Below are 20,221 nucleotides of genomic sequence, written 5' to 3' on the forward strand. Positions count from 1 at the left end.
GTAAGGAGGTTCCGGTAGTGCGTTTTTCAGTACTTGCGAGCGGGAGCAATGGCAATGCCGTCTATATTGAGGACGGTGAGACCAAGATTCTGCTTGATGCAGGCATCAGCGGCAAGCAGTTGCAGACGCGATTGCAATTCGCCTGTACCCAGGAAATATCGAATCTCACTGCCATTTTAGTCACACATGAGCATGACGATCACGTACGCGGTTTGGCACAGGTATGCAAAAAAAGTCAAGCTCCAATTTATATGACTGAAGGTACATACGCAAACCTGCCAGATAAGGCGAGACTGGAAGATGAGTCCCGCTTTCAAGTGGTTCGCGAAGAAGAGTCGTTCACCATCGGCGATATCCAAATCACGCCTTTTGCCGTGTCGCACGACGCCGAGCAACCCGTGGCATATCGCTTTGATACGCCTGATGCCAGCCTTGCCGTTGTGACTGACCTTGGGTACGTCAGTGATCGCCAAAAGGAGCTTCTGCAAAACTGTGACGCTTATGTGTTTGAAAGCAATCACGATACGGACATGCTACGCGCCGGCAGGTATCCATGGCACCTAAAACGGCGGATTCTCGGTGATAAAGGCCACTTGTCTAACGTCGACGCAGGTTACGCATTAATCGACATCCTCCCGGAATCGCCTGTTGAGGTCTTTCTGGCTCATCTAAGCGCAGATAACAATCTGCCCGATCTGGCCGAATTGACTGTCGAGCAAATCGTGATCGACGCCAGACCCAGATTGGCTGAGGTCCTTACACTTAAACGTACGAGCCGCCAAGAGGCAACGACGTTAACGGAAATTTCCCGGGCAAGAGTATGATCCCATGCCTCAACGCCCAAAATAACCCCTGATTATGATCGCGTGGTACGGTGTTGGCCCCATCCACGCAGGCCGGCAGGAGGGGTGTTGAGGTGAACGGAAACCAGGACAGAGAGCAATCGCGCCGCTCGAGGCGCTTATGGTCAGGGAGCGCAGCTCGCTGGATGACAGTGGTCGCCTTGTCGGCACTATCAGGATCTGCTTTGACCATCGGGTTGACACGCGTTTCTGCAGAAAGCCACCATGTGGCTCAGCCAAAGCCCATGGCGACACGGTTAGTTGGGCAGCCGATGACCATCCAAATTTCAAGTGATGTCACACAAGCGGTTCGCAAGGTCGAACCGGATGTGGTTGGAGTCGAGAACTATCAACTGGTCTCTAATTTTTTCTCGCAGCAATCCAAGTTGCAGGCTACCGGCATTGGTACTGGTGTCATGTTTTATAAGGATGATAAGTCAGCGTATCTGGTTACGAACAATCACGTGGTAGAAGGCGCTGCAAAGGTGGATATTGTTCGCGATTCAGGCAAGCACTACAACGCTGAGGTCGTGGGAACGGACCCGTACACCGATCTCGCGGTGTTGAAGGTTCCGGCCAGCGTTTTCAAAGGCGTTGACGCCATCAATTTTGCCGATTCCGATAAAATTGAAGCGGGGGAACCAGCAATTGCGATTGGCACGCCGTTAGGGCTTGACTTTGCGGATACGGTGACAAGCGGTATTGTAAGCGCCAAGTCGCGCATCATGCCAGTACAGGATGAGGCAACTCAACAGACTTTGGACTACCAGACGGTTATTCAAACAGATGCGGCCATTAACCCGGGCAACAGCGGCGGTCCGTTGGTCGACATTCATGGCGATGTGATGGGCATCAATAGCAGCAAAATCGTTGCGCAAAATTTTGAAGGTATGGGCTTTGCAATTCCGTCAAACGAAGTTAAAGTCGTGGCCAAGCAACTCATGCAAACTGGGCATGCAATTCATCCCGCACTTGGGATTGAGGCGTATTCATTGACTTCGCTGCCACAACAGATGTGGCCGGACGTGCCGGTGGATTACGGTGTGTGGGTTAAGAAAGTCACTTCTCCAGAGACACGTGCCGCAGGCCTGCGCTCCAATGACGTAATCGTCGGTTTAAATGCGACAACGATTCGCACGATGGCTGACTTGCGGACGCAGGTGTTCCAGACGAAGCCGGGGGATACGGTGACACTGAAGGTGTACCGGGACTCTCGCCTTGTGACGATGCGAGTGAAAATTGGCTCGATGGACACGCAATTGACGACGGGAGATGTGGGCTCTCCGTAAAGCAGGGGACGGGGAACATGCAGGTTGCCGTGATCGCGGTAGGGAAAGTGAAAGAGCGTTATTGGCTGGAGGCGCTTCGCGAATACGAGAAGCGCCTTTCGGCTTATGTCGAGCTGACCATGCACGAGGTTCCGGACGAGCCGGTGCCGGAGCGCATGAGTGAAGCGGACAGGCAGCAGGCTTTGGCGCGGGAGGCGGATCGCATTGAGAAGCTGTTACGCCCCCGCGACGGGGTCATCGTGCTCGACATTGGTGGGAAGCAGCTTTCATCGGACGGTTGGAGCCAGGCGTATGCCGATTTGCAGGCGCAGGGGTACGGGAGACTCGCGTTTGTGATTGGCGGATCTTGTGGTGTGCACGACCGCCTGCGGAAACAGGCGACGATGCGCTGGAGCTTTGGGCCGATCACGCTGCCACATCAACTGGCGCGAGTGGTGCTGCTTGAGCAGTTATATCGCGGGATTAGGATTATGCGGGGGGAACCGTATCACAAGTAAACTGAGGATCAGAGTACTGTGTTGCACGGCTGAATGGAAGGTTGTCGCTAAGTTGCGCACATGTCTATGCCATAAACGCACTAACCGATAATCGTTATCCGATTTCGTGATAATTGTACATGCCCTTATGACCAGTATGGATGCCTACAGGCGCTGGGAGCAAACAAAGACCATTTCGAGGTGCGCCTTGTAAACTATGAATACTGTGATGCCAACTCAGCATTTTGGAAATCTAACTGGAAAGAGGGCTTGTAGGTGAGTGTGCTGTGGTTGGGACGTCTGCGGCTATGGTGGTTCTCCTGTGCCATCGTGATCGTAATCGTGTGTGTTTGGAAGGAATGGACGGGTTTAGCGCATATCCACTTCCTGGGCTATGATTATGCGTTTTTTTATACGGCATTCCTGCATGTCATCGAGGGGCACGTGACATGGGCCGCATTATACAGTGGTACTTCGGAGCGTGCATTTCTGCAAACTCACCACTATCCAATGGATATGCACAATCAATATGTCTATCCACCGCAATTTGCTTGGTTATTCTCCTGGCTCGCCTGGTTGCCTTTTGGAGTTTCGCTGGCCGTATGGCGGTTGTTAACGGTTCTATGTGGCGTATTCGGCGTATTTTGGACGGCGAAGCTGTTGTGGGGGAGATTGCGCCGTGGTTATCTGTTGGGTCTCATGGTTGCAGTAATGACTTTGACTCCATTTCAATTGGACCTCGCTGTGGGCAACGTGAATACGGTGCTGTTCGGCTTCTTGTCGCTCGCTTTCTATCTTTTATATCGACGTAAATTAGAGACCGTCGCTGCACTGCCTATAGCCCTGGCTATTTTGGTGAAAGTTACCCCCATCGTCATTTTGCTCCCGCTTGCCATGCAGCGAAAATGGAGGACGATATGGTACACAGCTGTGTTCGGTACTTTGATCATACTGGCATCATGGTGCTGGTTGGGACCTGGGAGCACGTTTGGATACGCTATCCACTTCCTACAATTTAGCCACGACAGTATGCAAAATGGGCCGGCACCATACAATCAGTCGCTACTCGGGGTGATGGAACTTTTCCTAGTTCATCTGAAGGGTCTATACCACCAACCTATGCTCCAGTTCACCTTCAATATCTACGCCGTAGCGGTCTTGGCGGCCATTGTGTGGAGGATTCGTCAGGCCAAGCACACCGAGGCTCACGTAAGTGTAGGGCTCACGTCGATGTTACCCATCTCGGTATCGCCGTTGCTTGAACAACCGCATATGGTTTTCACATTACCTGCAATGTTAACCGGACTCTACATGGCAGAACGGATGAACGTCAGTATCAAGTCGCGGTACCTCGCTATCATCGCACTTGCATACGGTCTTCAGACCTTGCCGGTGACGTTCTTGTTCAATGATCTGACCCGGAGATTACCGTCGCTTTTCTGGTTACACACACAAATGTTTGTGTCTCTCGTTTGCCTTATCGTCATGCTGCTTGTTTTACAACATCCTAGCATCCTAAAACAATTAGATGTGTCATTATAAGGGGGTGAGTTAACCAGGTTTTATTCAAGAGTGTTTGGTATTGAGTCAATACAGTGGACACTCCAAAACCGAGAATGGATATGGTCAGTCTCTGAAGCAGCTGAAAGTACATAGAACCGTGCGTTTACGTTGTGCCATTTCATTGCTCTAAGGGGATAGCCTGACATGCGGTACATACTTTTCGTGATGGATGACATGACCATTCGGTCCGATGCCGAGCTTACGAATGGCACGGCAACCTCGGACGAGAGAGCGGCGATCGACGCCTTCAATGACCGACTAATGGCCGATGGCTACTTGCTTTTCGCCGGCGGTCTCGGATCTCCGAATTCGGCCACTGTGATAGACAACCGCAGTGGAGCTGCCGTTGTCATTGACGGGCCATCCTCAGAATCAAAGGAGTATGTCGCTGGAATATGGATCATTGATGCTCCTGATTTGAGCGTTGCACTTAGGCTTGCCGCTGATGGATCGAGGGCTTGCAATCGGAAAATCCAAGTACGGCAGTTTCATTCAGCGTGATCGGTATCTAGAGGATTTATTGGTGGAAATACGCGAGGTGATGGCGTTGCCGTCATTTTGATTGGCACTTCGGCGATTCAACATCGTTGTGGGGGCATGACTGTGCGCAGGTCTTCTTGACCGGACAAGAGCGATTTTGTGGGTATACGATTGAAACCACACAAAAAGTGCCGCCTTGCTCCTGGTTCAGAATGCACTGTCGCATACATTCATGAGAGGGAGTATAAGAACGGCATAATTCCATGTGATTTTGGATAGAGATCCTAGGCACGAAGCGAATCCTTGTTCCATTTTTCGGACAGGTGGATAACCTCCTTATAATTCAGGCAGATGGAGGATTGAACCCAGTCTTGGCGTGTGGCCTCAGGGAGCTGGTTTGCCGCTGTTGTCCACGTGTAATCATGTAGAAAACGAACGAAGTTCTCTTGCATATGTGCCCTCCTGTTTCAGAGACATCCTGAAAGCGTTATCGAGATGGTCCGTCAAAGCTGTACGATTGTCAACCACTTAACGTTGCATACAGCCTCAGAGGGCAGTTTTTATCTGCTTTCAACCATTTTAAAATGTAGACTAGCGATGGCTCGTACCATGGTTACCATCATCACCGCAGGTTTATCAACCGTCACGGTTGGAGTGGCTGCCCCGATAAGAGTGGGGCAGCCACGTTGCCAATCACTGATGAAACATGGGGAAATTCGGCGTATGTGTCTGGCCGTAAGCGGGCGTGGATAGCGGGCGCTGGTATGCGGATTGTACTTCCGCGCCCAACCTGTCACACATTTGCTGAATGTGTTGCAGTTGTTGCATGACCATCTGGTGCCCTTGTAACGCCTGTTGGATCATTTGCGCGGCTTGGCGTTCTCGTTGCGCCAGCTGTTCGAGCGTTTGGGCGTTTTGTAGTTCTTGTTGCATCATTTGTTGATACTGCATCGACGCTTGTTGGGTCTGCTGCATCAACTGCTGTACCGTTTGTCGACACTGGCTCAGATAGGTGTACGTCGTGTTCAGGTTATCCATGCACAAGCCTCCGTTTTACACAAACTTGGTAAACTCAATTCGAAGGCTAGAATGCCCGGTCCAGGGCGGTGTATACCAATTTGCAAGTGCGATCGCGCTTTGCCCCATGCACACCTTTGTAGGCTGTGTAGGGGTGGATCTTGGATGTGTTACCGTCTGGCCTCATCGTGATCGCCTTTAGCACCGCGAAAGCGCACAAGTGCGTATATCCATACAATCAACAGAAACACGACTCCAGAAAAGACGGATACGCGCGTGAGTGGCGATAGGACGATGAACACGAACGTGCCGACGAGCAAGCACATGCCGAAGTAGGACAGAATTGGTCGGCGTAATGTGGAATGTTCTGTGATCGATGCAGATGTCATGGTTACCCTGCGCCCGGTGACATGCAGCAATAGAATGATAAACCAGGTCCACAACGACGCGAATGCGGAGGCACTGGTGATCCATACATAGGCGTAATTTGAGTTTAGGTACGTGATCAGTATGCCAATTCCGATGGCCAGTGACGTCAGCCAGACAGCTACGTGGGGCACGTCTTTTCGGTTCAGGCGCGCCAGTCCACTCGAGAGATGTCCTTGTCGAGCCATGGCATACAGCATACGACTACCACCATAAAGGCCCGTATTGCAGGACGACAAACCGGAACATACGATGACTAAGTTGACCAGGCCTGCCGCAATCGGGATGCCGGCGCGTGCAAACATCAGGGCGTACGGACTGCCGTTATGGTCAATGAGGTAAGTCCATGGGAAGGCACAAAGCATGACGAACATGGATCCGATATACACCACGAGTACTCGCCAGGTCACGCTGCGAAAGGCGCGTTGCAACGTGCGTTTCGGGTTGGCTGTTTCCGCGGCCTCGACGCCAAGCGTTTCGATACCGCTGTAGGCCTGCACGACGAGCGACAGGGCCATCACGGCTCCCAGCCATCCGTTTGGCAGAAAGCCGCCGTGTGCGTACAGGTTTGCGATACCTAGTGGACCGCCAGTATGCAACCAGGGGGTCGCCATCATGAGTAAACCAAACACGATAAAGACGGCGATGGCCAAGGCCTTCAGCACGGCGAACCAGTATTCGATCTCGCCAAACATGCGCACGATGAGCAGGTTGGATAGCGTAAATAACGCGAGCGCAATCAGACCTGGCAACCAGGCCGGAACATTTGGCGCCCAAAATTGAATTAACTTGCCGATGGCGGCTAGCTCCGACATCACGGTCGCCACCCAGTAAAACCACCACATGCCTGCCGTCACAAACCCGAGCCTATCACCCCATCTGTGCTTCGCAAGCATAGCGAACGATCCCGCGGACGGATCGGCAACCGTCATTTCGCCTAAAGCGCGCATCACAATGGCCACCATCACGCCACACAGCACGAAGTCCAGGATCACGGATGGGCCAGCGAGTCGTACGGAGACGGTCGCCCCATAAAAGAGTCCGACACCAATCACGCCGCCAAACGCGAGCATCTGCACGTGACGGGCCGAGAGTGCCCGCCGCAAGTGCCGTTCACTGCGCGATGCGTTTCCAATTTCGTTGTCCATGCCATCACCACCAGGTAGGCTATTACGCTTACCCTATGGCCGAGGCAGGGACATTTGTGTAGGATTCCAGCCTATGGTGAACTTTGCCCACTCTGCAAAAAGTCCCGAAACAAGATGGTCGCCCTCGTTTCAAACGCGGAGCGCCGCGTGACAATCGAGAACCAGCGGGTGATGGGTTCGTGGAGTGCCGGTACGATGCGCAGCGTTCCCCATGCCAGCTCTTTGCGAACGACCCAGCGCGACAACAGTGCAATGCCAAGTCCGGCCTCCACAGATTCTTTAATGATTTGCGTGCTATTGTACTCGGCGACAGACGTGGGAGCGATACCGAGGCGGATAAAGAGCTGATCGACAAATTCCCGCGTGCCTGAGCCAGGTTCGCGAATCATCCAGTTGGCTGCCGCGAGATCAGCCGGGGTGACGTCACCTTCAGGCGGCCACGGCGCGTTCTTCGCGCATACAACGACCAACTCGTCCTCGGCAAAAGGCGTCAGTTCCACGTCATCGTGCACCACATCGCGACCTTCCACCACGCCGATATCGAGATCGCGCACCGCTACGCGATGGGCGATGGTTTGTGTATTTGCGATCTCGACGATAGGTTGAATCATCGGGTACCGCTTGCGAAACGAGGCAATCACATGCGGCAGCACATATTCGCCGTAAGTAAGGCTGGCGCCGATGCGCAGGGAGCCGGATGGCTCCTCTTTGGCTTCCTCTAGCATGCGTTCCATGCGACTGTATAGCGCGAGGATTTCCTTTGCATGTCGATAGACAATCTCGCCGGCAGGATTTAAGCGAATCCTTCGCCGTTCGCGATCGAGCAGGCGGACATCGAGTCGCTGTTCGAGCGCTTGAATGTGTTGGCTGATGGCCGGTTGGCTAATGTGCAATTTCTTTGCGGCATGTGTGAAACTTTGTTCTTCCACGACGGTGACAAACACGCGAAGTTGCCAATCCACGCAATGCCCCCCTTGTGACATAAAGATAATGAATTCCTTATCACCTATATTGACATTATGTATTTTACCTAATCGTTAACAAGACATACCATAAAGACGATTAGCACAGAAGGGGGTAGACCTGTATGCGCGTCGTTCGACAATTCGGGTTAAATTGGTTCACAACGGTAATGGGCATTGGCATTGTTGCTGCTCTGACATACACGTCACCCATAACCATCCCGTTGCAACATGTGGTGGGCGTCACTCTGTTTGCGGCGTTGAACGTGGTGTTTATATCTGCATTTGTCATGTGGCTCTTGCGCTGGGTGCTCGCAACGGAAACTGCGGTGGACGACTTCCGTAAACCTGGGAGAGCGCTTTTTTATGGTGCATTCGCCATGGGATTAAACGTGGTAGGGAACGATTACTTTTTGATTGGAACCCACCTCTTGCCACGTTTACTAGCAATTCACATCAGCATCGGTATCTGGCTGGCTGGCACATTGGCGTCGCTGTTCACGGTCATTGTTGTTCCATACCTTTTGTTTGCCGAACATCGCGTCGAACGCGAAGAGACGGTAGCCTCATGGCTCATTCCGTTGGTGCCACCGATTGTTGCGGCGGCTACTGGAACCAATCTCCTTCCATACGTGGGTGGAAGCGCAGTGCAGTTTGCCATGTTGGCTGTTATCGTTGCCATGTTCGGCGTGACCTTCTTTCTATTTATTCTGATGAGCACCTTGGTCTATGCGCGTTTGGTATATCATCGCCGTTTGAGTGGCCAGGAGGCACCGAGCCTATGGGTGGAAATTGGGCCTATTGGCATGTCGATGGGGACGATGTGCGGCTTGCCTATTCAGGCAAGTCATCTGTTTGGGGCGTATGCAAACGCCTTGCATGCATTTGCCGAGGTGTTTGCGATGGCCATGTGGGGCATTGGCGTTTGGTGGATTCTCATATCGACAATGCATACGCTTTTGCACGTGACTCGTCGCGGAGATGGACTGCCGTTTCACCTTGGCTGGTGGAGCTACGTATTTCCGATTGGCAGTTTTACGAGTGGAACCTATGCCCTTGACCACCTTATGGGACATTCGTTTTATGCGATAGCGGGGGTCGTCCAGCTTGCCATCTTGTGGGTGTGTTTTACAGTTGTCTTTGTGCGTACAACGATGGGAATCGTCAAAGGGGAACTCATGACATGGCGAGCGGCGCACCAGTTGGAGGGCAGTGAGCATGTTTGCGCGCAGGCCAAGCGAGCGTAACGGTAAGATGGGGTGTACGCAAAGAGCCGCGCCCCTTACGCATGCCCCCTAGTATCCTCCTTGTCGACGATGTACAATATGATTAAACACAATCGATCAGATAACCAGTCGGCAAACACATCGAAAGGTGTGGGCGCAAAGCTACGGGTCTACAGGCAGATGCTGCCCATGATGGCCGAGTTGCACCCAAATCCCTGCGGCACCGTTGCTAGGGATTTTTTATTTTTTAGGATGGGATGGGGAAGTTGTGTGAACCAAAGTCCAAGGCGATCATCCAATGTGCATTCAAGTGGCCTTTCCTCTCGCGATCCCTTTGCCTGGCTGTCTAGGCAGGCTCCCATCGCCGTTTACGGTGTCGATCCACAGGGCAGAGTCACCGTGTGGTCGCCGCCTGCCGAACGCATATTCGGGTGGCTTGAGGACGAAGTCATCGGCCGCGAGGTACCCTTTGTGCCTGACGATGAGCGGGAACAGGCTAGACAACTCGTTCACCACGTACGCCGGCATGGATCCGTCAATGGAAGACTCGTGAAACGCCAGACCAAATCAGGCCAGACCATCGATGTTGTCGTTTGGGCTTATGCGCAATATGACGAAGCCGGTCAATACCAAGGTGTGCTCGCGTTTGCAACGGAGGACTTTCGAACAACCGAGCTCTCTGCTCAACTGGAGCAAGCCAAAACCACGATTGAGCGAATCTTGGACACGGTCGATGTTTGTCTGTTTGCGCACGACATTCAAAACCATAGGGTCGTTTATGGATCCAAGGGCGGCGAAAAGATTTATGGGTACACTCATGAAGAATTCCGCCAAAACCCGATGCTTTGGCTAGAGGTGGTTCATCCAGACGACACCGAACTCGCCTATGTACCATTGAACGGGCCGGGCCCCATCCGCACGGAGTACCGCATTATTCGCAAGGATGGCGAGGTGCGCTGGGTTGCCAACAGTTTATATCCGCGCTATGACGATTGCGGAAGGCCCGTCTTCGTCGAGGGGTTAACCATTGACATCACAGAGCGCAAAGAACACCAACGTGAGTTATTCAAGATGGCGTATACCGACTTGTTGACCGGTCTGCCAAATCGACAGCGGTTTGAGCTGGACCTTGCAGATAGCGTCACGAAGGCGTTGGAAGGACAGACCAAGCTCGCTGTGATGTTGCTTGACTTCGACGGGTTTAAAAATGTGAATGACACGTTTGGCCATCACTTTGGTGACGAGACACTAAAGGCCATCGCGGCCCGCTTGCGGGAAGCTACGGCGGATGGGGCCACCGTATACCGCATGGGTGGCGACGAATTTACCATCGTGATCGATCCGGTGACAGGGGAGTGCGACGTACGAGAGCAGGCGGAACGCTGTCTAGCTCGATTCCAAGAGCCACTATGCGTCGGCGGCGAGCTTTTGACCATTGGTTGTAGCATTGGCGCGGCCATTTGCCCGGACCACAGCTCGGACGTCGACACGTTACAGAGGTACGCGGACATGGCCATGTATTCCGCAAAAGAGCATGGGGGACAGCAGTATCGAATCCATCTTGCGCAGAGGCAGACGTGAGTGCATTGGCGCTTGTACCTAATCTTCTCGCCGTGGCGCGTGCGGTGTCGAATCTTGCGGAGATTGGCGTTGCCGTTGTGATCAAACAGCGGGAGCAGTGAGATGCCTTGCGGCGCGAATAGGCTGCGGCCATTTGCAGGGCTTTGTGGCCTATCCGCCGCAGCCGCCTTCCGCAGTCTGAACTCAATCATCCGCCGCGGGTGCGAACGGACTTGACGGGTGACCCGCTTAAAACTCTGGATTTCGCTTGCGGAAACCCAGCCACATTTGTCGTGCCGCCTCTGCCAAATCCTCGCGCGAGGCGTGCAATCGCCGTTCGGAATCACCATAGCCGATTTCGATCTCGCCGCGTCGGAGTGACGCAAAGACGCCATCGGCGAACTCGTTGAGGGGCGCGCCAAATGTGTGGAGTCCGGGACCACCGAGATCGGTATTGACGGCTGGAGGCAAGATTTCAATAACGTCCACCTTGGTGCCTTCCAGTTGCAACCGCAGGCTCTGTGTGAACGAGTGGAGTGCCGCCTTAGTCGCACTATAGATGGGAGCCCACGTTGCAGGCGCCAAGGCCAAACCGGACGACACATTGATGATAGCTGCATGTGGTTGTTTGAGTAAGTGTGGGAGCAGGCGCAGGGTAAGATGAATGGGTGCATCGAAGTTAATGGCGATTTCTTGATGGAAGTGCGCCCATTCCTCCTCCGTGCGCTGCACGTTGACCCACTGCTGAATGCCGGCGTTGTTGACGAGGACATTCAGGTTCGGGAATTCGCGGAGAAGTAAGTCGCACAGCTCGACGCGGTCGTGTTCGTTGCCGACGTCGCAGACACGCGTGTGGAGTGCAGGGAATTTCGCCTTTGCTTCCTCTAGCTTGTCAGCGCGGCGTCCACAAATGATAATTTGATTTCCGGCTTCCAAAAAGCGCTCGGCAAACGCTAGGCCGATGCCCGAGGCGCCGCCAGTGATCAGGATGGTATTGCCGCTTTCTCGCATGAGGGATGCTCCCTTCCGGTCGGTGTGAAGAGCCAGGTTAGGCTTCGGAATCGACACCAAGCTTCGTCAACAGATAGAGAAGTTGAAGTGCCCCAACCATGGCGAGTCCCAATAGTATCACGAGCGCCAATTTCGATCCAAACAAGCCTGTAAATATCGCGCCACTAATGGTCAATGTCGTAAACGCACCGACTCCGGCAAGCGCATAGCCAAGCCAATTCCGCTGTGTCGGCGATGGCATCTGCGCGGTGCCCCAGTTATAGCGTCGCCAGATGGGGCCCTGTGGCTTAGCGCTATCGTTCGCCTGCGTTTTGCCCTCGGTTCGCGTCTGCTTGCGGTGCTCTTTGGGTTTGTGGGGCGTCGATCTCGCCTTTGTATCTTTAACTCTGCTGCCGTCAGACGGAGCGTTTGTTGCACCCGTGGATGCGGTCAGTGACAGGTCATATTGTTCGCGCATGCGTGGATCACTCAATGTGGAGAATGCCTGCGCAATCTTTCGAAATTGGCGTTCAGCAAATGCGCGATCCGGGTGTACATCGGGATGCCAAGTCTTCGCCGCGCGTCGATAAGCAGCTTTAATCTCACTTGCCGACGCGGAGGACGGGATACCGAGCACCTCGTAGTGCGTCAGCGCAATTGGCGATCCGCATTTGCCGCAGCGACAGCTGAGGCCACTTTCGACACGAATTCGATTTGTGGTTCGACAGGATGCGCATTGCTTAAACACAACCGTATCGCCCACTCCAGACACGCCCCTCATCCATAGCGATGGCATTCATATACATTGTAACACGGCACGGACAAACAACTGAAACAATTTCCACAACAGCCCCTTGACTCATACACCTAAATATATTAAATATACATAGTGGTTAAATAGTACACTCTCTAAAAAGATAGCGATCAAAAAAGCCGCAAAGGCAATATCGGGATCGCGAATACGAGGAGGAAGCGTATGAACCCAGCAAACAGTTTTCGTAAGGTCATCGTCTTTAACATCATTCTATTCGTCGTTTTGGTTGCGGCGGCCATCACGGGCTACTACTTCTACAACCAGTCGACATTGTATTTGAAGACGGACGATGCGCAAATCAGTGGGACACAAATTACCGTGGCAGCGCCTGCTACCGGCAAATTGATCAATTGGCAAGGCAATGTCGGGACGAATTTCACCAGTGGACAACAGGTAGCTGAAGTACAGACGCAAGAGGGGAACAAGGTGGTCGACATTCCAGTCACAATGCCCGCAGCCGGGACGATTGCGCAGGACGACGCGGTCAATAACCAGATTGTTGCTGCGGGCACGCCGCTTGCCTACGCATATGACATGAGTCACTTGTACGTCGTGGCGAACGTCAAAGAAACGCTGATCGACAAGGTCAAAGTCGGCCAGCAAGTCGACGTGTACGTCGCTGGCAAAGCAGGTTCCATCAACGGTACAGTAACCCAAATTGGCGATGCGACAGCGGGTACGTTCTCGCTTCTGCCAACGCAAAGCACGACGGCTGACTACACACCAGTGACGCAGGTCGTACCGGTGACCATCTCGCTCGGGACGACGGCCGGCAGTGGATTGGTCCCGGGGATGAGCGCGACGGTTCGCATCCATAAGTAAGAGGTGAGCTCAATGTCGAACGACACGCTGCAACCGACCGCGAACCAGGCGGTCATCGCCGCCTCGCCCGGTGCAGCTGGCGCCCCGCCGCAGGAAGCGGCGCATGGCCATCCGCACCGGGGTTCGATTCTTGCAACACTCATATTTGGCGCTTTTGTCGCCATTTTGAACCAAACCCTGTTAAACGTAGCTTTGCCGCATTTGATGTCGGCGTTTAACGTCAATGCCACCACAGCGCAGTGGCTGTCGACGGCCTACATGCTGACCAACGGCGTTCTGATTCCCATCACGGCTTTTCTGATGGGGACGTTTACGACGAGGCAGCTGTTTATTTCTGCGATGTCATTGTTCGTCGCCGGATCGTTTTTATGCTCCATTGCACCAGTGTTTTCTATGATGATCATTGGACGTATTGTTCAAGCATCCGGGTCAGCAGTCATGATGCCACTGCTCATGACGGTCATTTTGGAACTCTATCCGGCCGAGCAACGCGGCAAAGCCATGGGGACGATGGCTATTGCGATGTTTTTTGCGCCGGCCATTGGTCCGACCCTGTCCGGGTGGATGATCATGCACTGGTCGTGGCGCCTGTTGTTCTGGGTCATCATCCCGCTCGGCTTACTCGACATGATCATCGCCATCTTCGTGCTTAAGAACGTCTCGAAACCCGTTCGTCCGAAGTTTGAAGGCATTGGTTTGATTACGTCGTTGATCGCGTTTGTGAGTTTGCTCTATGGCTTAAGTGAAGCGGGTAATAAGGGTTGGGGCAATTCAACTGTAGATGTCTCGCTCATCATTGGCGGTGTTTTCCTTGTCATCTTCGTGATTCGCGAGCTGACCTGTAAGGACCCGATGCTCGATTTGCGCGTCTTTAGGTACGGAACGTTTTCCTTGACCACCATCGTCGGTTGTGTCATCAACATGGCCATGTTTGGTGGTATGATCCTGACGCCGATTTATTTGCAAAACATCCGTGGTTTTACGGCGTTGCAGTCCGGCCTTCTGATGTTGCCAGGAGCCATCTTAATGGGTGTGATGGCACCTGTTTCCGGTGCCGTGTTCGACCGCATCGGCGCTCGTCCGCTCGCCGTACTTGGGCTAGCGATCACGACGGTCGCAACGTACGAGTTCACAAAACTCAACGCGCAGACCACTTACGGCCACGTCATGCTGCTATACACCTTGCGCATGTTTGGCATGTCGATGCTCGCGATGACTGTACAAACGGCAGGTATGAACCAGTTGCCAAGACACCTCTACCGACACGGAACGTCGGCATCGAACACCGCGCGAACCGTTGCGTCGTCCATTGGTACGGCGGTGTTGGTGACGGTGATGACGGATCGCACGAAAGTGCATTACGCAGAATATCAGAACGTCATGACGAACAACAATCCGTCGGTGAGTGGGTTTTTCCACGAGCTTGTGCAATACTTTACGCTGCAGTTACACGATTCGACCGTCGCAGCGACGCAGTTGGCACACGAGGTGTTGTACGAGCTTGCAATGCAGCAGTCGACCATCCAAGGCATCAACGATGCGTTCTGGTGGGCGACGATGGGCTCTTTGCTCGCATTTGTGCTTGCCTTTTTCATTCGCCGCGTGAAGGCTCCGGAAGCGGCGCAAGCTGTGGCTGGCGCGGGTGGAGGATCTACCGAGGCTGGGGCCAAGGGTGCGCAGTCCCTGCCTGACGCGGTGCGACAACAGGAAGCTGAGGCGGTCGACGCGGTAGGTGAAAACAACTTGTCCGTAGAGGATACAGAGGTATCCACGCAAGAAGAGGACGGGTCGACTCCGCATGAAGAGGGAGATTTGACCGAAGGGGATCCGGCTTCTCCGCTCGACGGCGACATTCCTGAGGATGAATTTGACGATATCGATTCGCATCCGGATGTTGAACGAGAGCCAGAACCGGTACAATAAAATATGCTGTGGCACAGCGCTGCAAACGCCTTATGCGTTTTGCAGCGTTGTTTTCGTGGAAAGAGGGATGCATGCATGGGATCACTGAACTTTCGATTAGATGGGAAAATTGCGCTCGTCACGGGGGCGTCGCGGGGCATTGGGCGTGGGTTGGCACAACATCTTGCGGCAGCTGGTGCCACGGTCATCGCCGCTGGCCGCGATGCAAGTGCACTCGAATCGCTTGCGCGCGAAGGGGGTGACGGGACGGGTGTAATTGAGCCGCTGTTGTTGGATGTCAAATCCGTCGCCAACATCCGCCGAGCGTTCAGCGTGATCGACGGTAAGTACGGGCGGCTCGATGTGCTTGTCAACAATGCAGGCCTCGGTTATAACCACGATGCCCTCGACGTTACCGAGGAAGACTGGGACGAGATGATGTCTGTCAATCTGAAGGGCGTCTTTTTCTGTAGCCAAGAGGCTGCGAAGTTGATGATGCGGCAGGGTAAGGGGCGTATCATTCAGATGAGTTCACAGGCAGGCATCGTCGGGATTGAACGGCATGCGGCCTACTCGGCATCAAAGGGCGGCGTCAACATGCTGACGAAGGTCTTGGCACTTGAGTGGGCACCTTATGGCATCACGGTCAACGCCATCGCGCCGACATTCATTTATACGCCGGGCACGGCGGAGAGACTTGATCAACCGGAATTTCGTGAATCGGTGGTTTCACGCATTCCGGTGGCAAGGGTCGGGACCATTGAGGATGTGGCCGCTGCGGTCTTGTACCTGGCTTCCGATGCCGCAGGTTTAGTCAATGGTACCGTTTTGGTTGTTGATGGCGGCTGGACGGCGAGATAAGGTCGGCTCTGGCCCAGTTGCCATTACGGTTTGTCCAGCTCTTGTAGCAATCGCCAATCTTCTTGCCGGTGGATTTCCAAGTTGGGACGTCGGCGAACTGCGAGCGGGTAGTACGTCGCAATCAGGATTCGATCGCGCCACGTATCCCCCGTCCGCGCATATCTTTGACATGCGTCTCCGCTTCCTTCTCCCCAGACAATTCGCGATCCGGTTGTCGCAAGTGGATATGACAGACATGTAGTTCATTGAATGCCCAATAGAAAGGGGAATGATGTGGACCGCGCCCCGGCCAGGCCGTTGTTTAGGGCTGTACCGGGGCTGCATGCGTGGCTTTGCGAGTGGCCATCGAATTGGCTTTCGGAATGCGCACAAGAAACGTCGTGCCATGGTCGACTTGGCTCGTAACCTCCACGTTGCCACCGAGTTCGTGCACAGTCTTATAGACGAAGGTCAATCCTAAGCCGGTTCCATTCGAATGCGTCGTGTAATGCGGTTGGCCAAGCCATTTTAAAGTCTGGGCGTCCATGCCGCGCCCGTCGTCCGCGATACGCCAAACGACCCATTTGCCTTCAATCTGCACGGATACGTTGACGATTCCTGCGCGATCGTGAGATTCGATCGCGTTTTTGATGAGGTGTATGGCTGACTGCAACAAGCAATCTCGATCCGCGAACACCATGGCGTTTTCATCGCACTCGCTATAGAGCGTAACGGCGTGTGATTGAGCGTAAGGCATCAAGAGATGCAAGGCATTGTCGACGACGGCCTTGACGGAGATCTGCGATTTCTCCTCGTCAGTACCCATTTGGGCAAGTTGCAGATAACTGGCGATCATGGCGTCCGCCTGATCCAGTTCCGCAATGATGGTATCCAAATACGTTCGATGTGTCGCAGAGGTCTCCGGGTGATGTGCCATCAGCTGTGCAAAGCCACGCACGACCGTTATTGGATTGCGGATTTCGTGTGCCATTGAGGCTGCAAGCTGGCCGATGAGTTCATACTGTTCCCGCGTTCTGGCGGCAGATTTGGTAGCGTCTACGGCTTGCACCGCATGGACAAGACGCACGCAGATCAGCCACAGCGCGATGAAGCCAAGTACGTACGTGACAAACAGCTGAATGGGAAAGCCAATCAATTGGTGCTCGCGCTGCACAATGACGAAATCTAGGCTGGCGTAGAAAAAGAGCGCGAGAGCGAACCAATAGCTGCGCCGATACGGGTTCTCCGATTTTGTCGCATAGGAACATAGCATCATGAGACTGATGTACACCATCACCACAGCAAGTGACTTCGGGAGTATGTGCATTGTGTGCATTACCGAATGCCATGAAAGGTGTCCGTGGCTCATGAGGTACACGCTAAGGGCAATTTGCACGACAATGTACACGAACATCCAGAATAGTGACCACAGTGGGGTCAAGAGGAAGAAATTCAACGTGAGTGACACGATACTGAAGTTGACGGCGACCGATGAACCGATATGGAACGCAAAAAAGTTGCTGGCGATGGCCGACGCGACAAATAGGGTCCCTGCCACATACGGCGATTGATAGGTACGCGTTGGAGGCAGGGTGCTGCGCAGGTGCCAGGCGTCCAACACCAGTAGAGGCAGTACGACACAGGCCAAGTCAATCCAAAAGTGAAACGAATCCAAGTAACAACACTTCCTCGGCGATGGTCGGCATGTGCACATGCACATCGGATATAATAACGTTGGCCTATGGCCGTTGGATAGTCCTTTTTGGCGTCGATTTGGACAGGATGGGGGAAGGATAATTATGACGACGTTGACAGCCAATAAAGACCTTTTAACGGTATTGCGGGAGAGGCGCTCCATTTACGGTATCAGCAACGCTTCACCCATTCCGGATGCGAAGCTGGAGCAGATTGTGGCCGACATTGTCAGGCATATGCCATCTGCGTACAACTCGCAAAGCACACGACTGGTATTGTTGCTTAGTAAGCACCACAAAAAATTCTGGGAGATTGTCGAAGAAGTGATGCAGGCCGTCATGCCTGCCGAGTCGTTTCGCAGTGCCCAGGAGCGGTTGCAAGGTTTTCGCAACGGGTATGGAACCGTCCTATTTTTTGAAGATCAAGCCGTGGTGGAAGGGTTTCAGCAGAAGTTCCCAAGAAACCAAGAACTTTTCCCAGTCTGGTCCGAGCAGACCAATGGCATGCACCAGTATGCCGTTTGGGTGGCGCTTGAGGCAGAAGGATTAGGCGCAAGCCTTCAGCACTATAACATGGTGGAAGAACGCGTCAAGGCCGAGTGGGGGCTTCCAGAGACTTGGCGGATGATCGCGCAAATGCCGTTTGGCTCGCCAACGCAACAACCACGCACAAAGGAAGTACAACCGGTGGAAGCACGTATGCGCGTGTTCCGCTAACGTCGAAACAGCAACGCCTTCCGTGAGCCATCGCGGAAGGCGTTTAGCATAGAGGTGGGAGATTTAGTGTTACGCTGAATGAACCCCTATTTCGCATTGTAGAGCACGTGCATATGTTTACACACCGTTTCCCAAATCCGTATGGCGACTATTTGTGATTTCAGATGTTTGTCTGCGATTGGCCATCCATACGAGTATGATGCTCATAACAAAAGTCACGATCACCAAATCAATGGGGATTTGCGGGTTGATGCTATACGTGTAACCGCCGATCACGCCTGCGGGCGATGTGCAAGCAAGGATCATCACGTTGAGCACGGAAAGCATGGTTGCACGTTGTTCGTCATCCATGGCATTGGCGACCACAGACTCGACAAACGGGTTAGCAATGATTGTGCCAATGGCTGCGAGTATGGTGCTTACAACAGCCCAGGCAAAGTTGCTTTCGGGCATGATGATAAGGACAAGATTGGCAAGTCCTATAAGCACGAAACCAGCATTCATCCACCGCGCTGCGTGTTCCTCACGGAAACGAGGAACCGCCGTAAACAACAGGGCCATCATGGAAAGCGACGAGATGGCCGGAAAAAGCGAAATCAGTGAGGCTGGAATGTGGAGATAGTCAATTTGGTACACCGAAACGAATGTGGTGCGAATGGTGGTTTGTATGTTCCACAATACATAGACCGCAAATAGAAGCAACAGCCTGCGGTTTTTCACGATTTGCTGCACAACGGCCATGTAACTGTGCCATTCGCTTCGGGCGTCAAAGGTGTGGCGCTCCGTCATCTTGCGTAAGCCAATGTCGGTTTCGCGAAGACCGAGATGGCGCACATAAATCATAACGGACATGCTCAGACAAGCGAACAAGTACATGACTCTCGTCGCTGGCACGAGAGAGAGATGGTTGACCAGGATGCCCCCAATAGGTGCAAACAGACCGCCGACAACGCTGACAATCTGAAGACCTGTGAATACCCAGGTCCGCTTGTCGACAGGCGTGTCTTCGACCAATAAGCAATACCAAGCAGTCGCAGGTATTCGTTGAAACCCGTTGAGCACAGCCGCAAGCAAGAACCACCAGACGTTTTGCGAGACAGCCCATACCAATGTCGCGAATGACCAACTCACAATATCATACAACCAAAGGGCTTTTCGTCTGCCCATGCGATCCGTCAGATACCCGCTGACAAAAGCGGACAACATTTGCAAGATGAGATTGATGGTGGTAACGATACCAAGCCCAGCATCGGATACATGCAGGTCGAGCATGTAGACGGATGCATAGGTGGTGTACATGTTATATGGGATGACGAATAACGGCTCCGCCAACACACAGCTGCGGGCGTTTCCTCGAACTTGGGTGAAAGCCATCATGGCACCTCAATAAAGAAAATCTAGTCATCATCATACATGAAGAGCTTGGTTGGCGCGAATGCGCTTTCGCCATTGT

18 protein-coding genes and 1 riboswitch are annotated in these 20,221 nt (G+C 53.4%); of the genes, 11 read left to right on the plus strand and 7 right to left on the minus strand.

The window, feature by feature from the left end:
• The first annotated feature begins 17 nt into the window (after window positions 1-17).
• From QMF38_RS09925 to QMF38_RS09945, 5 genes are all read left to right on the plus strand, one after another.
• The gene (locus QMF38_RS09925; protein ID WP_281759334.1) at window positions 18-824 is read left to right on the plus strand and encodes an MBL fold metallo-hydrolase; all 807 of its coding nucleotides are present in this window, start codon (window positions 18-20) and stop codon (window positions 822-824) included.
• A gap of 92 nt (window positions 825-916) precedes the next feature.
• On the plus strand, window positions 917-2,131 hold the full coding sequence (locus QMF38_RS09930) for a S1C family serine protease (RefSeq protein WP_237716385.1): 1,215 nt from the start codon (window positions 917-919) through the stop codon (window positions 2,129-2,131).
• Window positions 2,132-2,148: 17 nt separating this feature from the next.
• Window positions 2,149-2,628, plus strand: coding sequence for a 23S rRNA (pseudouridine(1915)-N(3))-methyltransferase RlmH (gene rlmH, locus QMF38_RS09935; RefSeq protein ID WP_006446044.1), 480 nt, complete (start codon window positions 2,149-2,151; stop codon window positions 2,626-2,628).
• A gap of 255 nt (window positions 2,629-2,883) precedes the next feature.
• Window positions 2,884-4,149 carry a glycosyltransferase family 87 protein gene (locus QMF38_RS09940; protein WP_281759335.1) on the plus strand — a complete coding sequence of 422 codons (1,266 nt, stop codon included), beginning with the start codon at window positions 2,884-2,886 and terminating at the stop codon, window positions 4,147-4,149.
• Window positions 4,150-4,314: 165 nt separating this feature from the next.
• A complete protein-coding gene (locus tag QMF38_RS09945; protein WP_281759336.1) occupies window positions 4,315-4,671 on the plus strand; it encodes a YciI family protein in 357 nt (118 codons plus the stop codon).
• 672 nt (window positions 4,672-5,343) lie between these two features.
• Here the strand turns inward: QMF38_RS09945 and QMF38_RS09950 are convergent.
• From QMF38_RS09950 to QMF38_RS09960, 3 genes are all read right to left on the minus strand, one after another.
• Window positions 5,344-5,688 carry an AMP-dependent synthetase and ligase gene (locus QMF38_RS09950; RefSeq protein WP_281759337.1) on the minus strand — a complete coding sequence of 115 codons (345 nt, stop codon included), beginning with the start codon at window positions 5,686-5,688 and terminating at the stop codon, window positions 5,344-5,346.
• Window positions 5,689-5,837: 149 nt separating this feature from the next.
• Window positions 5,838-7,241 carry an amino acid permease gene (locus QMF38_RS09955; protein WP_281759338.1) on the minus strand — a complete coding sequence of 468 codons (1,404 nt, stop codon included), beginning with the start codon at window positions 7,239-7,241 and terminating at the stop codon, window positions 5,838-5,840.
• A 71-nt stretch (window positions 7,242-7,312) separates the two neighbouring features.
• Complete coding sequence (locus tag QMF38_RS09960) at window positions 7,313-8,203, minus strand: LysR family transcriptional regulator (protein ID WP_281759339.1); 891 nt, start codon at window positions 8,201-8,203, stop codon at window positions 7,313-7,315.
• 125 nt (window positions 8,204-8,328) lie between these two features.
• Here QMF38_RS09960 and QMF38_RS09965 point away from each other — a divergent pair, with 125 nt between their 5' ends.
• Together QMF38_RS09965 and QMF38_RS09970 are read left to right on the plus strand one after the other, a co-directional pair.
• Window positions 8,329-9,450 (plus strand): TDT family transporter, encoded by a 1,122-nt coding sequence (locus QMF38_RS09965; RefSeq protein ID WP_281759340.1) that lies wholly within the window; start codon window positions 8,329-8,331, stop codon window positions 9,448-9,450.
• Window positions 9,451-9,550: 100 nt separating this feature from the next.
• Window positions 9,551-9,638, plus strand: a riboswitch (cyclic di-GMP riboswitch).
• A 61-nt stretch (window positions 9,639-9,699) separates the two neighbouring features.
• Window positions 9,700-11,010 carry a diguanylate cyclase domain-containing protein gene (locus QMF38_RS09970; protein WP_281759341.1) on the plus strand — a complete coding sequence of 437 codons (1,311 nt, stop codon included), beginning with the start codon at window positions 9,700-9,702 and terminating at the stop codon, window positions 11,008-11,010.
• 228 nt (window positions 11,011-11,238) lie between these two features.
• On the opposite strand, the gene QMF38_RS09975 is transcribed toward QMF38_RS09970, so the two are convergent.
• Together QMF38_RS09975 and QMF38_RS09980 are read right to left on the minus strand one after the other, a co-directional pair.
• Window positions 11,239-12,000 carry an SDR family oxidoreductase gene (locus QMF38_RS09975; RefSeq protein WP_281759342.1) on the minus strand — a complete coding sequence of 254 codons (762 nt, stop codon included), beginning with the start codon at window positions 11,998-12,000 and terminating at the stop codon, window positions 11,239-11,241.
• A gap of 37 nt (window positions 12,001-12,037) precedes the next feature.
• Window positions 12,038-12,742, minus strand: a complete 705-nt coding sequence (locus QMF38_RS09980) for a J domain-containing protein (protein ID WP_281759343.1) — start codon at window positions 12,740-12,742, stop codon at window positions 12,038-12,040.
• A gap of 213 nt (window positions 12,743-12,955) precedes the next feature.
• On the opposite strand from QMF38_RS09980, the gene QMF38_RS09985 reads away from it, so the two are divergent.
• From QMF38_RS09985 to QMF38_RS09995, 3 genes are all read left to right on the plus strand, one after another.
• Window positions 12,956-13,615, plus strand: coding sequence for an HlyD family secretion protein (locus QMF38_RS09985; protein ID WP_074693867.1), 660 nt, complete (start codon window positions 12,956-12,958; stop codon window positions 13,613-13,615).
• A 12-nt stretch (window positions 13,616-13,627) separates the two neighbouring features.
• Window positions 13,628-15,538 (plus strand): DHA2 family efflux MFS transporter permease subunit, encoded by a 1,911-nt coding sequence (locus QMF38_RS09990; RefSeq protein ID WP_074693864.1) that lies wholly within the window; start codon window positions 13,628-13,630, stop codon window positions 15,536-15,538.
• 75 nt (window positions 15,539-15,613) lie between these two features.
• Window positions 15,614-16,378: an SDR family NAD(P)-dependent oxidoreductase gene (locus QMF38_RS09995; protein ID WP_074693861.1), complete on the plus strand. Its 765-nt coding sequence runs from the start codon at window positions 15,614-15,616 to the stop codon at window positions 16,376-16,378.
• 301 nt (window positions 16,379-16,679) lie between these two features.
• Here the strand turns inward: QMF38_RS09995 and QMF38_RS10000 are convergent, their stop codons facing one another.
• Window positions 16,680-18,032: a sensor histidine kinase gene (locus QMF38_RS10000; protein ID WP_281759344.1), complete on the minus strand. Its 1,353-nt coding sequence runs from the start codon at window positions 18,030-18,032 to the stop codon at window positions 16,680-16,682.
• 124 nt (window positions 18,033-18,156) lie between these two features.
• Between QMF38_RS10000 and QMF38_RS10005 the strand changes: the two genes are divergently transcribed.
• Window positions 18,157-18,768, plus strand: coding sequence for a nitroreductase family protein (locus tag QMF38_RS10005; protein ID WP_281759345.1), 612 nt, complete (start codon window positions 18,157-18,159; stop codon window positions 18,766-18,768).
• 117 nt (window positions 18,769-18,885) lie between these two features.
• Here the strand turns inward: QMF38_RS10005 and QMF38_RS10010 are convergent, their stop codons facing one another.
• Window positions 18,886-20,142: an MFS transporter gene (locus QMF38_RS10010; protein WP_281759346.1), complete on the minus strand. Its 1,257-nt coding sequence runs from the start codon at window positions 20,140-20,142 to the stop codon at window positions 18,886-18,888.
• Between the last annotated feature and the right edge of the window lie 79 nt (window positions 20,143-20,221).

Origin of the sequence: Alicyclobacillus hesperidum subsp. aegles (assembly GCF_027923525.1) — a bacterium.
In the GTDB taxonomy this organism is placed as follows: domain Bacteria; phylum Bacillota; class Bacilli; order Alicyclobacillales; family Alicyclobacillaceae; genus Alicyclobacillus; species Alicyclobacillus aegles.

What these genes read in the sequence shown, in the direction of transcription:
- rlmH (WP_006446044.1), top strand. Translation starts at nt 2,149, where the DNA reads ATGCAGGTTGCCGTGATCGCGGTAGGGAAAGTGAAAGAGCGTTATTGG.
- QMF38_RS09945 (WP_281759336.1), top strand. Translation starts at nt 4,315, where the DNA reads ATGCGGTACATACTTTTCGTGATGGATGACATGACCATTCGGTCCGAT.
- QMF38_RS09950 (WP_281759337.1), bottom strand. Translation starts at nt 5,688, where the DNA reads ATGGATAACCTGAACACGACGTACACCTATCTGAGCCAGTGTCGACAA.
- QMF38_RS09955 (WP_281759338.1), bottom strand. Translation starts at nt 7,241, where the DNA reads ATGGACAACGAAATTGGAAACGCATCGCGCAGTGAACGGCACTTGCGG.
- QMF38_RS09965 (WP_281759340.1), top strand. Translation starts at nt 8,329, where the DNA reads ATGCGCGTCGTTCGACAATTCGGGTTAAATTGGTTCACAACGGTAATG.
- QMF38_RS09975 (WP_281759342.1), bottom strand. Translation starts at nt 12,000, where the DNA reads ATGCGAGAAAGCGGCAATACCATCCTGATCACTGGCGGCGCCTCGGGC.
- QMF38_RS09985 (WP_074693867.1), top strand. Translation starts at nt 12,956, where the DNA reads ATGAACCCAGCAAACAGTTTTCGTAAGGTCATCGTCTTTAACATCATT.
- QMF38_RS09990 (WP_074693864.1), top strand. Translation starts at nt 13,628, where the DNA reads ATGTCGAACGACACGCTGCAACCGACCGCGAACCAGGCGGTCATCGCC.
- QMF38_RS09995 (WP_074693861.1), top strand. Translation starts at nt 15,614, where the DNA reads ATGGGATCACTGAACTTTCGATTAGATGGGAAAATTGCGCTCGTCACG.
- QMF38_RS10005 (WP_281759345.1), top strand. Translation starts at nt 18,157, where the DNA reads ATGACGACGTTGACAGCCAATAAAGACCTTTTAACGGTATTGCGGGAG.
- QMF38_RS10010 (WP_281759346.1), bottom strand. Translation starts at nt 20,142, where the DNA reads ATGGCTTTCACCCAAGTTCGAGGAAACGCCCGCAGCTGTGTGTTGGCG.